1 protein-coding gene is annotated in these 354 nt (G+C 56.2%); it reads right to left on the bottom strand.

What is annotated here, in order from left to right:
- Positions 1–354: alpha-amylase family glycosyl hydrolase (locus tag ACTHS3_RS17365; protein ID WP_440368683.1), on the bottom strand; the 354-nt coding region annotated here is incomplete at both ends.

Here is a 354-nt window from a genome sequence, read left to right as displayed (position 1 = left end):
GGTCGGCGTGTTCGTACAGCGCGGTGCCGTCAAACTTGGCAAGCCCGTGGTCGTCGGTCGGGAAGTGTCCGACCACCCAGTCGAGGATGACGCCAATGCCTTCGTCGTGGGCGGCTTTAATCAGGGTGCGCAACTCGTCGGGCGAACCGAAACGGCTGGTCGGCGCATACAATCCGGTCGCCTGATAGCCCCACGAGCCGTCAAACGGGTATTCGGACACGGGTAGGAATTCGATATGGGTGAAGCCCATGTCTTTGACGTATGCGACCAAGTCTTTGGCGAGCTGTTCATAAGTCAGCCAGAAGTTGTTTTCAGGATTGCGTTTCCACGAACCTAAATGCACTTCATAAATAC

The organism is Neisseria sp. P0009.S007, from assembly GCF_051962515.1.
The sequence above is the reverse complement of the archived record's forward strand: the minus strand, read 5'-3'. Positions and strand labels throughout refer to the sequence as shown.